This window comes from Cupriavidus sp. 05L310, from assembly GCF_056398185.1.
The window spans coordinates 173807-190321 of sequence record NZ_JBFTOX010000006.1 but is presented as its reverse complement, the minus strand read 5'-3'; the positions used below and the strand labels follow the sequence as shown (position 1 = coordinate 190321).

15 protein-coding genes are annotated in these 16515 nt (G+C 66.9%); 10 read left to right on the top strand and 5 right to left on the bottom strand.

The genetic code is table 11. From position 1 onward, the window contains the following. Window positions 1-165: 165 nt before the first annotated feature. The gene (locus AC1DS6_RS06045) at window positions 166-2133 is read right to left on the bottom strand and encodes a sigma-54-dependent Fis family transcriptional regulator (protein ID WP_441625299.1); all 1968 of its coding nucleotides are present in this window, start codon (window positions 2131-2133) and stop codon (window positions 166-168) included. 226 nt (window positions 2134-2359) lie between these two features. Between AC1DS6_RS06045 and AC1DS6_RS06040 the strand changes: the two genes are divergently transcribed. After that, the gene (locus AC1DS6_RS06040; protein WP_441625297.1) at window positions 2360-2767 is read left to right on the top strand and encodes a VOC family protein; all 408 of its coding nucleotides are present in this window, start codon (window positions 2360-2362) and stop codon (window positions 2765-2767) included. A gap of 13 nt (window positions 2768-2780) precedes the next feature. On the opposite strand, the gene AC1DS6_RS06035 is transcribed toward AC1DS6_RS06040, so the two are convergent. Next, window positions 2781-3032 (bottom strand): hypothetical protein, encoded by a 252-nt coding sequence (locus tag AC1DS6_RS06035; RefSeq protein ID WP_441625295.1) that lies wholly within the window; start codon window positions 3030-3032, stop codon window positions 2781-2783. Window positions 3033-3222: 190 nt separating this feature from the next. Between AC1DS6_RS06035 and AC1DS6_RS06030 the strand changes: the two genes are divergently transcribed. The 3 genes from AC1DS6_RS06030 (at window position 3223) to AC1DS6_RS06020 (ending at window position 7577) form a co-directional block, all read left to right on the top strand. Beyond that, window positions 3223-4179 carry an alpha/beta hydrolase gene (locus AC1DS6_RS06030; RefSeq protein ID WP_441625293.1) on the top strand — a complete coding sequence of 319 codons (957 nt, stop codon included), beginning with the start codon at window positions 3223-3225 and terminating at the stop codon, window positions 4177-4179. Between the two features lie 9 nt (window positions 4180-4188). Then, window positions 4189-6243 carry a penicillin-binding protein 1A gene (locus tag AC1DS6_RS06025; RefSeq protein ID WP_441625291.1) on the top strand — a complete coding sequence of 685 codons (2055 nt, stop codon included), beginning with the start codon at window positions 4189-4191 and terminating at the stop codon, window positions 6241-6243. 74 nt (window positions 6244-6317) lie between these two features. Beyond that, entirely contained in the window at window positions 6318-7577 is a 1260-nt protein-coding gene (locus tag AC1DS6_RS06020; protein WP_441625289.1) for an arsenic transporter, read from the top strand. 333 nt (window positions 7578-7910) lie between these two features. Here AC1DS6_RS06020 and AC1DS6_RS06015 read toward each other — a convergent pair whose 3' ends face one another. Next, a complete protein-coding gene (locus AC1DS6_RS06015) occupies window positions 7911-9689 on the bottom strand; it encodes a hybrid sensor histidine kinase/response regulator (protein ID WP_441625287.1) in 1779 nt (592 codons plus the stop codon). Window positions 9690-10045: 356 nt separating this feature from the next. Here AC1DS6_RS06015 and arsN2 point away from each other — a divergent pair, with 356 nt between their 5' ends. The 6 genes from arsN2 (at window position 10046) to AC1DS6_RS05985 (ending at window position 14171) form a co-directional block, all read left to right on the top strand. After that, window positions 10046-10474 (top strand): arsenic resistance N-acetyltransferase ArsN2, encoded by a 429-nt coding sequence (gene arsN2 / locus AC1DS6_RS06010; protein ID WP_045235845.1) that lies wholly within the window; start codon window positions 10046-10048, stop codon window positions 10472-10474. A gap of 268 nt (window positions 10475-10742) precedes the next feature. Next, window positions 10743-11468: a GTP cyclohydrolase I gene (folE, locus tag AC1DS6_RS06005; protein ID WP_477102262.1), complete on the top strand. Its 726-nt coding sequence runs from the start codon at window positions 10743-10745 to the stop codon at window positions 11466-11468. A 46-nt stretch (window positions 11469-11514) separates the two neighbouring features. Then, entirely contained in the window at window positions 11515-11958 is a 444-nt protein-coding gene (locus tag AC1DS6_RS06000) for a BLUF domain-containing protein (protein WP_441625282.1), read from the top strand. Between the two features lie 99 nt (window positions 11959-12057). Beyond that, window positions 12058-12861, top strand: a complete 804-nt coding sequence (locus AC1DS6_RS05995) for a fumarylacetoacetate hydrolase family protein (RefSeq protein ID WP_441625280.1) — start codon at window positions 12058-12060, stop codon at window positions 12859-12861. A gap of 154 nt (window positions 12862-13015) precedes the next feature. Continuing rightward, window positions 13016-13492 (top strand): YbhB/YbcL family Raf kinase inhibitor-like protein, encoded by a 477-nt coding sequence (locus AC1DS6_RS05990; protein WP_441625314.1) that lies wholly within the window; start codon window positions 13016-13018, stop codon window positions 13490-13492. A gap of 145 nt (window positions 13493-13637) precedes the next feature. After that, window positions 13638-14171: a hypothetical protein gene (locus AC1DS6_RS05985; RefSeq protein ID WP_441625278.1), complete on the top strand. Its 534-nt coding sequence runs from the start codon at window positions 13638-13640 to the stop codon at window positions 14169-14171. Between the two features lie 39 nt (window positions 14172-14210). Here the strand turns inward: AC1DS6_RS05985 and AC1DS6_RS05980 are convergent, their stop codons facing one another. Both AC1DS6_RS05980 and AC1DS6_RS05975 read right to left on the bottom strand, forming a co-directional pair. Continuing rightward, window positions 14211-14507, bottom strand: coding sequence for a YciI family protein (locus AC1DS6_RS05980; RefSeq protein WP_441625276.1), 297 nt, complete (start codon window positions 14505-14507; stop codon window positions 14211-14213). Between the two features lie 530 nt (window positions 14508-15037). After that, window positions 15038-16483 (bottom strand): dihydrolipoyl dehydrogenase, encoded by a 1446-nt coding sequence (locus tag AC1DS6_RS05975; RefSeq protein ID WP_441625274.1) that lies wholly within the window; start codon window positions 16481-16483, stop codon window positions 15038-15040. Window positions 16484-16515: the final 32 nt, after the last annotated feature.

Here is a 16515-nt window from a genome sequence, read left to right as displayed (position 1 = left end):
GGCAAAAAGAGCGGCCGGGGGCCAAACTCGCATCGCCTTAAGGCGATACTCAAACATGGCCCCCTCTTTTCCGCTCTTTTTGCCTGACGACGAGGCGCCCCATACGGCCTGGTACACCTTGACGGCTCGCTTCGCATCGCGTGGGGGCGGCTGGTGGGCCACGATTCAACTGCCACGCTTCAGCCGTCTGTATATCGTGTTCCGCGACAAGCCCAGCTCGCGCGCGGCCAGGCTGATGTTGCCGCCGTGGCGTGCCAGCGCCTGGCGGATCATGGCGGCTTCGCGATCGCGCAGGCGCTCGGGGGCGTCGGTTGGCCGCACCTGTGCGACGCTGGCCAAATTGTCATCGCTGTCCATCGCTCGCTGCGCGTCCCCGTACGCATCCGGTACCAGGTCGTCCTCGAAATCCTCCGGCAAATGCTCCACCCGGATCTCGTCCTCGCCTTCGGCCATGATGGCCGCGGTGCGCAGCACGTTGACCATCTGGCGCAGGTTGCCCGGCCACGGATGCCGCTGGAAACGTGCCAGCACGTCCGCCGCGATCTGGCTTGGATGCGCACCAGCATGCGCGGCATGGTCCGCCTGCGCGAGCTGTTGCGTCAGGATGCGTTCCACCAGGACCGGCAGGTCGGTGCGGTCGCGCAGCGCGGGCAGCGTGACCGCCAGCGCATTGATCCGGTAGTACAAATCCTCGCGGAACGTACCGGCCGCGATCATCGCGCGCAGGTCGCGGTGGGTGGCGCAGATGATGCGCAGATCCACCGGTATCGCGCGGGCGCCACCCAGCGGCGTCACCGCGCGCTCCTGCAGCACGCGCATCAGCCTTACCTGCTGTGCCAGCGGCATGTCGCCGATCTCGTCGAGGAACAAGGTGCCGCCATGCGCCTGCACCAGCTTGCCCGGGCTGCCTCGCCGCCGGGCGCCGGTGAACGCGCCGTCCTCGTAGCCGAACAGTTCCGCCTCGATCAGGGATTCCGGGATGGACGCGCAGTTGACAGCCACGAACGGCGCCGCGCCACGCGGCGAGTCGCGATGAATGGCCCGCGCCAGCCATTCCTTGCCGGTGCCGGTGCGCCCCAGCACCAGGATCGGGATATCGCGCCCGTGTACCTTGTTGACCCGCTGCAGCACGGCCGCCATGCGGGCGTCGCCGGTATCGAGAGCAGCCAGCGCCGAGGCCGGCCCGGCGGCGGATGTGCGTGCCGCGGGCGCAGCGGGCGCTGTGTGTGATACGCGCCGGGCCGGCGCCAGCAATGCCATCCGCGCGAACACGAGCACGCGACTCGGCAAGGTCAGCGTCAGCAACTGCCCGCGGGCCTCGTCGCCCTGCTTGAGCGCGACACCCAGCGGCAAGCCGAACAAGGCGGCGAAGCTGTGGCGCTCCAGCGCATCGGGCGACAAGCCCAGCTGGAACAGGCCGCTGCGGTTGGCCGCGAGGAAAGTGCCGTCGGCAGCGAATGCCGCCATGCCTTCGAACAGCGTGCCGACGAACTCGGGCCGCGCATGAAAGCGCACCAGCGCGGCGTCGGTGAAATGGGTGGCGAACAGGTGATTCTCGATCATCTGTGCCGACATCCGCACCAGCGCCATGGTGTGCTTGTGGAAGCCGCGATGATCGCCGCTGACATCCAGCGCGCCCAGGACCCGGCCGAACGGCCCGGCGATCGGCGCGCAGGAACAGGTCAGCGTGCGGTTGGCGCGCAGGAAGTGCTCATCGGCATGGACCACCGTGGGACGGGCCTCGGCCAGCGCCGTGCCGATCGCGTTGGTGCCCTTGCTCGACTCCGCCCACGATACGCCCGGTGCCAGCGCCACGCGCCTGGCCCTGTCGGCGAAATCGCCATCGCCCAGGCTGTGCAGGATCACGCCGCCGCTATCGGTCAGCAGCACCATGCTTTCGGTGTTGGCGATCTGCGCGTGCAGGGTCTCCATGACCGGCAGCGCATGCTTGTAGAGGAGTTGGTTGGCGTCGACCAGTTCATGCAGTGCGCGCCCCCCTAGCGGGTGGTAGTCCGCCGCATGCACCGCTTCCAGGCCGAAGCCGGCGGAGCGCGCGTGGGCGCGGGCAATCAGGGCGCGGCGCTCCGGATCGTCGTCCGACGCCGCGGCGTGGTTGGCTAGCATGCTGCTCATGACGGCAGGTCTCCTGTTCTGGATCCCGGCCGGGCCGGGTCAGGCCGTCTCTGCGCCGGCCTGGCGGGCGGCGTGGCGACCTTGCCGCGGAACCTTATCACAAGCCGCCGGCGCCACGGGCACGCGCGATCAGGAAGTCGGGTGTAAAGTACCTGTTTTCCGGCACGCGCGATCGCGCCCCGTCCCTTTCTCGTCAGACTCGTTTCACTTCCTCGAAAGGCGCAAGATGAGTATTGTGATAGACCGTTTCGACCATATCGTCCTCAACGTGAAGGACGTCGAGACCAGCGCGGCGTGGTATGAGAGCGTGCTCGGCATGCGGCGCGAGGACTTCGAATCCCGCACCGGCAAACGGGTCTCGGTGCGCTTCGGCCAGCAGAAGATCAACCTGCGCCCCATCGGCACCGATACGGTGGCCTGGTTCACCGGCACGCATCCCACCGCCGGCAGCGACGACCTTTGCTTCATCACCCACAACACGCTGGAGAGCGTGATCGCGCACTGGCTGGCGCATCACGTGCCGATCGAGGCCGGGCCGGCGCAGCGCACCGGCGCGCTCGGCCCGATGACCTCGGTGTATTGCCGCGATCCGGACGGAAACCTGATCGAAGTGGCGGCTTATCCGGCGCACTGAGCGCCGGACGGGCTCACCGCTTGCCGTCGAGCAGGTCGTTGAGGACCTCGTCGAATGCCGCTTGCGCATCTTCCAGCGCCTGCAAGGCGGCGTCGAATGTCTGCAGCGCCATCTTTGACGGCTTGCCGCTGCCTTGTGGCGCGAACTGCCCCTGCAGCGCGGCAAAGGCCACCTGCACCTGCCGCGTTGCGTTGACCACGCGGTCCATCGCCTGCGCTTCTTCGGCGCGCTTTTGTTCGTCGTTCTGGTTGTTCTGGTCGGTCATGCCTCTGGCTCCGTGCGCGGCCGCACCGGCCGCCGTTGATGTGAAGCGTATCGTACAAGAACTTGCGGGGGCCAAGCCGGGTCGAATGCCGTGGCCCCGGAAAATCGCCAGGGATCCACCACGAAACGCCCCGCATTGCGCTGTCAAGCGAAGCAGAGAAGTCAGGCAGAACAAACCCTCCGAATCCAGCATGCCATCCCACACACGCAAGGCGCTCGCCGCCGTACTGCTGACCGCAGGCGGCTTTACCTGCTACTGGACATACCTGGCGCTGAACCAGGACCGGCTGCTGTTCGACGCGCGCCGCCGCCCCCCGCGTGAGCTGCCCGATGGCATTACCGCCTATTCGCATGAAGTGCCGGGCGGCTTGCTGCGCGGCTACGTCTATGGCACGCAGGGCGTGCTGGACGTGCAAACAGGGGAAACCGTACCGGACACGAACACGGCGCGCGACCTCCTGTTCTACCTGCCCGGCCGCGGCGAGGACGTGCTGGACACCATGCAGTACCTGGAATGGCTGCCGCCGCGCGTGGGCTTTGCCACCATGGACTACCGCGGCCTGGGCCATTCGGACGGCCAGCCCTCGGAAGCCGCCGCCGTGGCGGACGCCAGCCAGTTCCTGCTGCACCTGCGCCGCATGTTCCCGGGCACGCGCGTGCATGTGGTCGGCCGCAGCCTCGGCACGGGCGTGGCCATCCAGCTGGCCGACCTGCAGGATTTTGAGAGCTTGCAGCTGATCACGCCCTATGACTCGATGCTGGAAATCGTGCGCAAGCGCTTCCCCCTGGTACCGCTGCGGCAGTTGATGCGCCATCACTTCGATTCGATTTCCCACTGCAAGAAGGTGGTGCAGAGCACCAAGGTGCTGCTTGCCGAGACCGACGAGGTGGTACCGCACGAATGCTCGGAGCGCCTGATCGCGGCATGGCCCGGCCAAGTGGCGCGGCAGACGATGCCGGGCACCGACCACTCCACCATCATCGAGCGCGCCGAGACCTGGCGCGCGCTGGCGCAATTCGCGCAGCAGGTCGGCAAACCCGGCACCCGGCCGGCAGCACCGGAAGATTCACAAGACAACGGGGACAGCCTGACAGCGGCGGAAGCCCCGGACGGCGTGGCCGGCTACCCGGTTTTTGCCAAAAGGTAGAATGCGCGAATGAAAAGAGTCGTTGTAAAGGCAGCAAGCGCCGCTTTGGCGCTGGCTGCAGCCTCCACCTTGCTAGTTGGGTTCGCCGCCGTGGTGAGCCTGCGCCAACTCCCCGATGTCGATGCGCTGCGGGATTACCGCCCCGACGTACCGCTGCGGATCTTTACCAGCGACAACGTGCTGATCGGCGAGTTCGGTAACGAGCACCGCGAATTCGTGCCGCTGGATCGCATGCCCAGGCAGATGTCCAATGCCTTGCTGGCGGCGGAAGACGATCAGTTCTACCAGCACGCCGGCGTCGATGTCCCCGGGATCTTCCGCGCCGCGCTCGCCAATATCGGCGAGGGCTACGCCCAGGGCGCCTCCACCATCACCATGCAGGTGGCGCGCAATTTCTACCTGTCGCGCGAGAAGACGCTGGCGCGCAAGTGGTATGAAATCCTGCTGGCATGGAAGATCGACCGTTCCCTGCCGAAAGACCGCATCCTCGAGCTGTACATGAACCAGGTCTACCTGGGCGAACATGCGTACGGTTTCGGCAGCGCGGCCCAGACCTATTTCGGCAAGCCGCTGGAAGCGCTCTCGCTGGCGGAAACCGCGATGCTGGCGGGCTTGCCCAAGGCGCCGTCGACCATGAATCCGGTAGTCAACTTTCCCCGCGCCAGGCTGCGCCAGCAATATGTGCTGGGGCGGATGCAGGCGCTGGGCATGATCTCGCACGATCAGTACCAGGCGGCGCGGTCCGAACGGCTGCAGGTGGCGGGATCCAATGGCGGCCATTTCGGCGGCCACGCCGAGTACGTGGCGGAACTGGCCCGCCAGCTTGCCTACGACCGTTTCGGCGAAGCCGCCTATACCCGCGGCCTGAACGTCTACACCACGGTATCGTCGGTCAGGCAAAGCCTGGCCTACGAGGCCGTGCACGCAGGGCTCGACCAGTACGGCAAGCGCCACGGCGACGCCCGCGGACAGCAGGCCGCGCTGGTTTCGCTGGACAGCAGGTCGGGCGCCATCGAGGCACTGATCGGCGGTGCGGACTTTGCCACCAGCCGCTTCAACCATGCCACGCAGGCGCTGCGCCAGCCGGGCTCGACCTTCAAGCCCTTCATCTACTCCGCCGCGCTGGAGCGCGGTGTATCGGCCACCACGATGATCAACGACGCGCCGCTGGACGGCTCGTCGCGGTGGCAACCGGGCAACGACGATGGCCGCTTCCTGGGTGCCGTCAGCGTGCGCCAGGCGCTGGCCGAGTCGCGCAACCTGCCGGCCATCCGCACCCTGCAGGCCATCGGCATTCCCTACGCGGTGGACTACGCCGGCAAATTCGGCTTCTCCGAGCAACGCCTGCCGCGCTACCTGCCGATGGCGCTGGGCACCGGCACCACCACGCCGCTGCGGCTCGCCGCCGCCTATGGCGTCTTCGCCAACGAGGGCTACCGCACCGAGCCTTACCTGATCGAGCGCATCAGCGACGGCGCGGGCAATGTGCTGTTCACCGCGGACAGCGAGCCCCAGCCGCGCCGCGTCATCCCCGAGCGCAACGCCTATGTGATGAACAGCCTGCTGCACAGTGTGGTGACCAGCGGCACCGGCGCCGGGCTGCAGCGCTACCTGCGGCGCGCGGATGTGGCCGGCAAGACCGGCACCACCAACGATTCGGTCGACGGCTGGTTTGCCGGCTATGCCTCTGGCATCGTCACGGTGGCGTGGATGGGTTTCGACGACAACCGCAGCCTGGGCCGACACGAATTCGGCGCCACCACGGCCCTGCCGATCTGGGCGAACTACATGGAAGGCCGGCTGGCCGGCCAGCCCGAGGCGGAATACGTGGTGCCGAAAAACCTGGTGCGTAGTGGCGACGACTGGATTTATCCGGAGTATGCGGATGGCAGCCACGGCATCGCAGCGCTTGGTTTCCCGCCGCCGGCACAGCCCGATCCCGCAACCGAGCCCGTCGGGATGGCCGCCCCGCCCGCGGCCGCCGGACCAGCGGAACCTGTCAGGGCATCCACGTCCCCCGTCCCGCCAGGGACCACGCCCCGTCCGTCGCTGCCCAGCACCTGACGAGCGCGGGCGCTGCCCCCGCGCACGAAAACAGCCCACAACATGAACGATCACCTGCTGCCTGAGTGCACCCGATGAACATCTCCCCCTACAGCGGCCCACTGATCTGGGCGGTGGCAGCGGCCACCACTATGGGCGTCATCATGCGGCCCTTCCGGCTGCCCGAGGCCGTCTGGGCCGTCGCGGGCGCACTGTTGCTGTGCGTGACAGGCCTGCTTGCGGTGCCCGATGCGCTGGCCGCCGTGGCACGCGGCTACGATGTGTACCTGTTTCTCGGCGGCATGATGCTGGCGTCCGAACTGGCGCGCAAGACCGGGCTGTTCGACCACGTAGCGGCGGTGGCGGTGCGCCAGGCCGGGGGATCGGCGCGGCGGCTGTTCGTGCTGGTGTATGGTTTCGGCACGCTGGTCACCGTGTTCATGTCCAACGATGCCACCGCGGTGGTGCTGACGCCGGCTGTCCTCGCCGCCACCCGCGCCGCCAGGGTCAGGCATCCCCTGCCCTATCTCTACAGTTGCGCCTTCATTGCCAACGCAGCGAGTTTCGTGCTGCCGATCTCGAATCCCGCCAACCTCGTCATCTTCGGTGCGCACATGCCCACGCTGCCGGGCTGGCTGGCGCGCTTTGCCTTGCCGTCGGCCGTCGCCATCGCCGCGACCTTTGCCGCGCTTTACTGGACCCAGCGCCACGCCCTGAAGGAGCGCATCGCGACCGACGTGGCGGTGCCGCCCCTGACGATCGAGGCCAAACTGACCGCCGTCGGCATCGTGGCGATGGGACTTGTGCTGCTGGTGGCATCGTTGCTGGGCGCCGACCTGGGCTGGCCGACCTGCGTGGCCGGCGTGGCGACGCTGCTGCTGGTCTGCGCGCGCCGCCCCGGCCTGTGCCTGCCGGCGCTGCGCGAGATTTCCTGGGGCGTGCTGCCGCTGGTGGCGGGCCTGTTCGTACTGGTGGCCAGCCTGGAGCAGACCGGTCTGATCGGGAAACTCGCCCAACTGGTACAGGCGCTGTCGCAACAGTCTCCGGCGGCCAGCATATGGGTGACCGGGGGCACGGTGGCCCTGGTGTCCAACGTGGTCAACAACCTGCCGGCGGGGCTGTTCGCCTCGTCGGCACTGGCGGCCAGCCATGCCTCCGCGCAAGTCACTGACGCGGTGCTGATTGGCATCGACCTTGGCCCCAATCTGTCCGTCACCGGCTCGCTGGCGACCCTGCTATGGCTGACAGCGCTGCGGCGCGAGGGCCAGATGGTCGGCGCGGTGCAGTTCCTGCGTATCGGCGCGGTGGTGATGCCGCTGGCGCTGGTGCCGGCGCTGGCGGCATTGCTGCTCTGACCGCCCTGTCCCCGGCGCTCGCTCGAATGCGCACACTAACCAATGCCTCGCCTCAGGCCGGATCGGCCGTGGGCCACGGCGGCCGGCGTTTTCCTGGCCAGGCCGGGACGGCCGGGGTTGCGGGCTTACATGGCCAGGTAGATGACGATAACGAACACCCCGAGGCCTGCGAGGGTTAGCAAGAGGAAGGCAAGCATCGACGGCAACTGGTGTTGGCGTCTCCCAAGTATGGCGTGGCCGGCACAACACTGCCGTCGGGAGATCTCTGATTTGGCGGGTGTGCCGTCCTACAGATTTGTGACGAATAAGGTCCCGAAAAACATCGGCGACCCTTCATCGGCCACGTGACAGGATACTCGCCAGGGCGTCCATCGCCAGCGGCTTGGCCAGGTGGAAATCGAAGCCGGCCGCCGCGCCTCGCGCCTTGTCGGCTTCGGAGGCGTAGCCGCTCAGTGCCACCAGGCGGGTGCCCGCGAACGCGGGAAGCGCGCGCAGGCTTTGCGCCAGCTGGAAACCGTCGATACCCGGCAGGCCGATATCGATCAGCGCCACGTCGGGCGTAAAGCCGCCGGCGATATCCAGCGCGTCCTCGCCGCTGGCCGCCAGCCTGACTTCGTGGCCGTCGAGTTCGAGCAACATGCCCAGCGCGCGCAGGGCTTCGGTGTTGTCGTCAACCAGCAGGATACGCAGCGCCGGAAGGGTGCCGGGCTGCGCGGCGCCGGCCTCTACCGGACCGGCGCAGACCACGGGCAGCCGCGCCTGCACCAGGGTGCCGAGGCCCTTGCCATCGCTGTGCACCGTCACCGTGCCATTGTGCAGTTCAACCATGCGCCTGACGATGGCCAGCCCGACGCCGAGTCCGCCACCTTGGGCATCTGCTGCGTACTGGCTGAACATGTCCAGCACGTTTGGCAGGAAGTCCGGATCGATGCCGATGCCGTCATCCTTGACCGTGATCACCAGCGTATCGAAACAATCTTGGCCGGCAACGGCTACCGGCGCGTCGCCGGGGGGCGACGCTTCGGCCTGGACCGACAAGGCAATGGTACCGCCGCGCGGCGTGTACTTGATCGCATTGGACAGCAGGTTGGTGACCACCTGCGTGAGCCGCGCCGTATCGGCATAGACCGTCACCGGTGCCGCGGGCAGGTCCGTGGTCAGCGTATTGCCGTGCCATTCGATATCCGATGCCACCGACGACAAGGCATCGCCCACGATATCCTGCACATTGCCATGGGTGCGCACGATCGGCACCTTGCCTTGCTTGATACGGGACGCATCGAGCAGATCGTCGGTCAGCCGCTTGAGCTGGCGCATCTGGCGCTCGGCGATATCGAGCATGCCGGAGGCGCCCTGCTGCACTTGTGCGATCCGCCGCGCCACTTTGATCGCGCTGTCGATGGCGGCAATCGGATTGCGTAGTTCATGCCCCAGCATGGCGAGGAACTCGTCCTTGCGCGTGTCCGACAATTGCAGCGCTTCGCGCGCGGCCCTGGCCTGCGCCGCTTCCGCGATGGCGGCATCCTTGCTGCGCGACATGCTGAGCACCGCGCCGGCAAAACTGGCCAGGCTTTCGAGCAGGCGCGCATCTTCGTCGTCAAACACGCGCCCGTGCTCATGCGACATCACCCAGATGGTGCCCCAGAGTTCGCCATCGCCGGGAATCGGCACCACCAGTTCCTCGACCACCTCCGGCTCCAGTGCCGGCAAGCAGGCGAAATGGCGCTGCGGATAGGCAAGCAATTGCGGGCCGCCAAGTTCCAGCGCAATGCCGGACGGACTATCTTCGCAAGGCACGGCGTGCCCGACCAGCTTGTCGCACAGGCCGGCCGTGGCGGTCCAGTACAAGCTCCCCCTATCGTCGCCACCGTCTTCGGGCAGGCTGATGCCCGCGCTGCCCGCGCGGCAAAGCTTCAGCGCCGAATCCGCCAACGATTGCAGCAGAGCAAGGTCGGACGCCACCAGCGCCCGTGCCAGCCGGCGCAAGGCCACGCATTCGGCGCCATAGTCCGGAGAGCGGCCGGCCCGGTTGCCAAGCTCATCGGTTTTCAGGATGCCCGCGCTGCGTGCGCGCAACAGTGAAGCGGAAGGTGGAGCGGGTATCTCGGCCATGACATGTCGCTCTTGAAACGGAGGGTGGTTGCCGGAGTGAATGCGAGCTCGCCCGGCGTGCGAGGGTGTCGTTGCCTGCTGGGAATGGTAGTGGATTTCCGCGCGTGAACGTACGTGACGGATCGAATGCACCAGCCACTGGCCCGATGGAAAATGATTCAACTGCTATCGCGACATCACCGCGATAGCGCATCAGTGTAATCCCTGAACCCGGATGGGCCGGATGTCGCTTTTCCGCATGAAACCTAGGCCGCGGAACGTCCAGTACGCGAATCTACTTAAGAAGTATCCCTAGGCACCGTAAAGCCAGTCAGAACTTAAGATACGAAGAACAGCCCGAAGGGCAGGAGGGCATCATGCGCCCGCACTATGCAAACGAAAAAGACAGTAAGGAAGTACAGGATCTGCTCCAGGCTTGCGACTTGCCGGTTGATGGCGTAGCCGAGCAGATCGGCAATTTCCTGGTTGTGCGCGACAACGCGGGCCTGCTCGGCTGTGCCGGCGTGGAGAACTACGGGCAGGTGGCCGTGCTGCGCTCGGTGGCGGTCGCCGAACGCGCCCGTTCGGCCGGCCTTGGAGAATTGCTGGTGGCGGCGATGCTGGCCGAGGCACGCACGCGCGGCGTGCAGTCGGTGGTGCTGCAAACCACTACGGCGGCCGGTTATTTTGCTCGCCTGGGTTTCGAGCGCGTGGAACGCGCCTGCATGCCGCCTGAATTGCTGGACACGGCATTGTCCCGCGAAACCTGCCCGGCATCCGCCACGGTGATGCAGGCCGCGCTGTAGCTTTGCCGCCGCGCCGGGGCCTGCACCCCCGGCTCCCGCAAGATCGGTGCGCGGCGATTGTTCGTGTGTCCCGCTCCTGCGTATCCATCCCGCTGTTGCGTGCAATGCACCCAGGTTAGCCGGTGCTGGCGTAGGATATGGTTGTAGCGAAAAAGCGAATGGCAGGCCCCGGGTAACCCGGGACATGAGGAATCCTCCCTGCCGGGCCATGCCGGACCATTCGCCAATCCTGCAACGATCCCTCAACGACAGCCACGAACCGCACGATATGGAATCCGACCACCAAGCACCCCACCCGGACCTGGACCAGGCGGCGGGAAGTGTGTCGTCCCGCATACGATCGCGTTTGCAGGCCGCGCAGGAGCGCTTCCACGCCAACGACAATATCTCCGCCTACGTCGAACCCGGCGAGATGGACGAATTGCTCGATGAAGTGCAGTCGCGCATGGAGGCGGTGCTGCGCAGCCTGGTGATCGATATCGACCAGGACCACAACACCCGCGAGACCGCGCGCCGCGTGGCCAAGATGTACCTGAAGGAAATCTTCGCGGGCCGCTACGTCAACCCGCCCAACGTGACCGAATTCCCGAACGCCGAGCGGATCAACGAACTGATGATCGTGGGCCCTTTGCGCGTGCGCAGCGCCTGCTCGCATCACCTGTGCCCGATCATCGGCAAGCTGTGGGTGGGCGTGATGCCCAACCAGCATTCCAACCTGATCGGCTTGTCGAAGTACGCGCGCCTGGCCGAATGGATCATGTGCCGCCCGCAGATCCAGGAAGAAGCCGTGACCCAGGTGGCCGACCTCCTGCAGGAAAAGATGAGCCCGGACGGGCTGGCCATCGTCATGGAAGCCGAGCATTTCTGCATGCACTGGCGCGGCGTGCGCGATACCGATGCCAAGATGACCAACAGCGTGATGCGCGGCTCCTTCCTCAAGGACGACAGCCTGCGCCGCGAGTTCCTGACCTTGCTGAACCGGCAGCGCGACTAAGCCGCCGCGCCCCGCACGCAAACCCCGCCTATCCCGTGGAGACATCATGCTCGTACGCCTGCTCTATGCCAGCCGCGCATGCAAGCCGGCCGATCCCGGGCTGGTAGACGCCATCGTCGCTACCAGCATCGCGAACAACCCCAAGCACGGCGTCACCGGGGTGCTGTGCTACGGCAACGGTATCTTCATGCAGGCGCTGGAAGGCGGCCGCAACGAAGTCTCGCGCCTGTACCAGCAACTCGTCCGGGACGCGCGCCACGAAGACGTCGTGCTGCTGCACTACGAGGAAATCCTCGAACGCGAATTCGCGGGCTGGGCGATGGGACTGGTCAATACCGGCAAGGTCAATATGGCCACCATCCTGAAGTACTCCGCCCACGGCGAACTCGATCCGTACCGCACCAGCGGCCTGGCATCGCAGGCGCTGCTCAAGGAGCTGATCGCGGGCGCGTCGATCGTGGGGCGCACCTCGGAGCGTCATCGCTTCTGAAGCGGCCCGCGCCGGGTTAAGCTGTCGGCCCCGCTGCATGGGTGGTCGGCCGCCCATGCTTTGCCCGATCGAATCCATCACCAGAATCCAGGAGAACTTGTGAGCGCAACCTTCAATCCCGGCGCCGCGGCGACGCTGCTGACCGACGCCTTGCGCAGCGGCGTGCAATTCCGCGACCTGCCCGCCGAGGCCAAGCCGGCCACGCTGGCCAGCGGGTATGACGTGCAGGACCAGTTCATGGCGGCCCTGGGCGATCCGCTAGTGGGATGGAAGCTGGGGGTCGGTAGCGCCAATGCCATGCGGCGTGCAAAGCTGGCGCGTCCGCTGGTGGGCCAGGTTGGCGCATCGCGCTGCTTCGCCGCGGGGGATACCGTACCCGTCCCGGCGGGCGCGGTGGTCACCATCGAATTCGAGATCGCGGTGCGGCTGGCGCGCGATGTGGCCCCCTTGCAGGCCGAGCTCGCGCCGGCCGACCTGGCCGGGCTCATCGAGAGCGCGCAGGTCGCCGTCGAAGTGGTCCTGTCCCGGTACGAAGACCGCGTCGCGGTCGGCATGCCCGCGTTTGCCGCCGACAACGTGGGCTTCCACGCACTGGTGCTGGGCGGGAAGATCGACCCCGCCAGCGTGGAAGACGTCCGCGATGGCGCCGAAGTAGCGCTCGACGGCGAGCGTTGCGCGCTGCCGCTGGCCGGCGATGATGCCATCTATCCGCTCGAAGCGCTGCAAGCCTTGCTGGCGCACGCCGCGGAGCGCGGCGTCACCCTGCGCAAGGGCACCGTGGTCACCACGGGCACCCTGACCCGCCCGTTCGACGTATCCGTCGCGGATGGCGCACGTACTGTCCGGGCCACCTATGACGGCGGGGAACTGACGCTGCAACTCGCACCGCGCGCCGTCTCCTGAGGCAGCTTCGGCCCGGTCCGGCATGGATCCTGGCCACCAGCGGGTGACGGCTAGAGAGAAGGAGCCCAGAATGCGAAGACGCACTGCCGTTCTGTCCATTGTGCTGCTGTGCGTACCGCAAGCCGGGCTCCATGCGGCCCGCAAGGAGAGCGCCATGTCCCTCACGCTGACATCCGAAGCCTTCCCGCACGGCGGCGGGATCCCCGCCATCCACACGTGTGAAGGTGCCGATACTTCGCCGCCGCTCGCCTGGACGGGTATCCCCCCTGGCGCCGTGAGCCTTGCCCTGATCGTGGATGACCCGGATGCGCCCGACCCGGCCGCGCCCCGGATGACCTGGGTGCACTGGGTGCTGTACAACATCCCGCCCGCCAGCGCCGGCCTTCCCGGCGGCATTGCGCCGGCCGGCTTGCCCGCGGACACCCGCGAAGGCGCGAACGACTGGCACCGCACGGGCTACGGTGGCCCCTGCCCGCCAATCGGGCGGCATCGCTACTTCTTCAAGCTATATGCGCTGGACGTGGTACTGCCCGATCTGGGCAAGGCCTCCAAGGCCACGCTTGAGAAAGCCATGCATGGCCACGTGCTGGCGCAGGCGGAACTGGTGGGGACGTACCAGAAGCACTCCTGACGCCGGCGAAGGGATGCCCGACGCATCATATTGCGATGCCGCGCCGGCGCGACTCGCCGCGCGCCCGGGCTTGGTATTTCCCGTCCATGGGCTAGAACTATCACAAGGGCCTGATTTTCAGGTCGCTTGTGAACGGGAGCCTCTCATGGAACTCCATTTGCATATGCAGTCGCACCATTTTGCGCGCCGCGCGCCGGACTGGCGTGCGGCCGCGATTGCCGGCCTGATCGCAGGTACCCTGTATGTCGTGCTGGAGTTGTTGACGGCGCGCTTCGTGCTGTACCAGGGGGCATGGGGCACGGTGAAGATGGTGGCGGCCATCATGCTCGGCCGGGAGGCGCTGGCATCGGCGGATGCGTTCAGCTGGACCATCGTGCTGGCTGCGGGCGCGGTTCACTTCGCCTTGTCGGTGGTGCTGGCCACGATCCTGGCCATGATCATTGCGTCGTTCCGCTTTGACTCCAGCATCGGCATGGCAACCATGGTCGGCGCGATGTTCGGACTGCTGGCCTACCTGGTGAACTTCTATGTCCTGGGCCGCTACTTCAACTGGTTCGACGAAGCGCGAGGGTGGGAAAGCGTGTTCGCGCACATCCTGTTCGGACTGATCGCGGCCGATGCCTATACCAACCTGGAACGGCGTGCGCCGGATTCTCCGGGGATGGCGGGGGGTGGCTGAGCGCGGCCCCGCGCCACTTGTCCGGCGGGGGCCTGGCTGTCAGAGGCAGCACTCCCCTGCCAGATAGGCCTTGCGCCAGCGGGTAATGCGCACCTCGGCAAAGAGCCCGGCCTGCGTGAACGGATCGGCATCGATGAATTGCTGCGCCGCATCGCGGGTGTCGACATCCACGATATAGAAACCGCCGCCCGCGTCGCTGCCGTCGTCGTTAAGCTTGGCCCCGCACGCCAGTAGCAACGCCCTTTGGGCGTCCAGGAAGGCCAGGTGCCCGGCTCGGGCTGCCTGTCGGACTTGCTGGTGCTGCGGCTTGTCCCAGGTTTCGATGAGGAATGGCATGGCGTGGTTGTCCTTGAAGAGGCGTTTGGGTTGGGCGGGATAGCCAGAAGCGCCGCCGGCGTCATGCCGGCAAGGCCCGGAGGAGAGTTTCGCCGATTTTCGCGCAAGCCGCGCAAGCCACCGGGGAACCATCGGCGGCCATCGCCAGCGCGCTCCCGTGAAGCTTGAGAAACCCGCAATCCGGGCTTGACAAAACGCCTGGATTTTGTGCCTCGCCTCCCCTGGCCTCGCAGTGTTATCCACACTTTATGTGGATAACACTGTCGACAAGCTCCGCAAATGGCTCTGGCACGCGGACCCTATCGGACTGCCCACAAAACGGGCAGCTACGCAGCCCCGACCGGGCCGGGCCATTAGCTGGCGCGGATCACCTCGGAAAAATCTCGCAGTCAATGGGGGAATGGGGGCGAGGCCGGCGGACAAGGGCTCCAGGGGTAGCGCAGCGAAGGCATGGCAACAACGGCGCCGCACCGGGCACCGAAAGGTGTCCCACGGGGCGTCGCCGCACCGAAGTGAGTGCGGGCTACGGTTCAGCCAGCCAGCTTTGCCGCCGCGTCGCGCAGCGCGGTGCGCAGGCCCTCCTCCACCACCGGGTGGTAGTACGGCATGGCCAGCATCTGCTCGATAGTGAGCGATTGCTGATAAGCCCAGGCCAGCAAATGCGCGATGTTCTCGGCGCGCGGGCCGGTCCATTCCGCGCCAAGGAAGCGCCCGCTTTGCTTGTCGGCATAGACGTGCATCAGGCCGCGGTTCTTCAGCATCACGCGGCTGCGCCCCTGGTCTTCAAAGCTCACCTCGCCCACCACGAAGCTGTCCCGCGCCAGGTCGGCATATCGCTGGCCCACCATGGCGATCTGCGGATCGCTGAACACCACGCCGATCGGCGCGCGGCGCGCCAGCGGACGCACCGCGGGATAAGCTGCCGCATTCTCGCCGGCGGCCTTGCCCTCGTCGGCTGCTTCGTGCAGCAGCGGCAGGATGTCGTTGGCGTCGCCGGCGATAAAGATCGGCGCCGTGCCGCATTGCAGGGTGGCCGGATCGAATACCGGCACGCCGCGCGCATCCAGTTCCAGCCCGGTATGCTCCAGGCCCAGGCCACGCACATTAGGCTGGCGGCCGGTGGCGGCAAGCACGTAGTCGAAGCGTTCGGTCACCGTGTTCCCCGCGAGATCCGTGAAGGAGATCACGGCTTCGTCGCCCTCGCGCCGCATCTCGCCGAGCTTCGCGTCCGGGTCAAGGTAGAACTCCTCGCGGAAGGTGGCAACGGCGTTGGCCTTGATGGCCGGGTCGGTCAGCGGCCCCACGCCGCCGCGCAGGCCGAACACGCGCACCTGCACGCCCAGGCGGGACAGCGCCTGGCCAAGTTCGAGCCCGATCACGCCGGGCCCGAACACGGCCACGCGGCGCGGCAGGTCGTCCCAGGCGAACACATCGTCGTTGACCACCAGCCGATCGCCAAACACCTTGAAGGGCGGCGGAATCATGGGGCTGGAGCCGGTGGCGATCACTACGCGGCTGGCGCGCACCGTGGTGTGCTCGCCGACCTGCAGCACCGTGTTGTCGATAAAGCGGGCATAGCCGCTCACCTTGTCCTCGGCGGGAATGCCGTCCACGCCCCGCACCACGAAACCGACAAAGCGGTCGCGCTCGCGCCTGACCCTGGCCATGACTTCGCGCCCGTCGATGCGGATTTCGCCATCCACATGCACGCCGAAGGGCGCCGTGTGACGCAGTTCGTGGGCGGCCTCGGCCGCGGCGATCAGCAGCTTGGAAGGCATGCAACCCACGCGGGCGCAGGTGGTGCCATAAGGGCCGCCTTCGATGATGACGGCGCGCTTGCCGGCCGCCCTGGCGGCGCGATAGGCGGCCAGGCCGGCGGTGCCGGCGCCGATCACGGCGACGTCGGTCTGAATGGTTTGAGCGGTCTGCTGCTTCTGCGTGGTCTGCATGGTCTGCGTGGTCTGCATGGCGGTCATGTCGAGTTTCCTGGTGAAGTCGGCTTCAATCA